We start from the raw sequence: 317 nt of genomic DNA, 5'->3' as shown, positions 1-317 counted from the left end.
GAGGCTACACATACTTTGTCGAAACAATGGTCAGTTTTGAGGGGTCTACCCTCAAAGCCTTATGTGCTGTTTTGGGCGTATAGCTCAGCTGGTTTAGAGCGCACGCCTGATAAGCGTGAGGTCGATGGTTCGAGTCCATTTATGCCCATTGACCGTAAGGTCGATATGGGGAATTAGCTCAGATGGGAGAGCACCTGCTTTGCAAGCAGGGGGTCAGCGGTTCGATCCCGCTATTCTCCATTGGTGCGAGAGCATCAAGATAACTTGTTCTTTGAAAACTAGATATTATCAATTATTTTCCTTTAATTATTAAAGAT

Annotated in this window: 2 tRNA genes; both read left to right on the top strand. The window is 45.1% G+C overall.

The annotated features are described in order from the left end of the window. The first annotated feature begins 73 nt into the window (after nt 1-73). Nucleotides 74-148: transfer RNA gene (locus FD37_RS07745), tRNA-Ile, on the top strand. Between the two features lie 19 nt (nt 149-167). After that, a tRNA-Ala gene (locus FD37_RS07740) sits at nt 168-240 on the top strand. The last annotated feature ends 77 nt before the right edge of the window (nt 241-317 follow it).

Origin of the sequence: Levilactobacillus spicheri DSM 15429, assembly GCF_001435095.1 — a bacterium.
In the GTDB taxonomy this organism is placed as follows: Bacteria; Bacillota; Bacilli; order Lactobacillales; family Lactobacillaceae; genus Levilactobacillus; species Levilactobacillus spicheri.
Note: the sequence above shows the minus strand (reverse complement) of the source record. Positions and strands in the feature narration are given on the sequence as shown.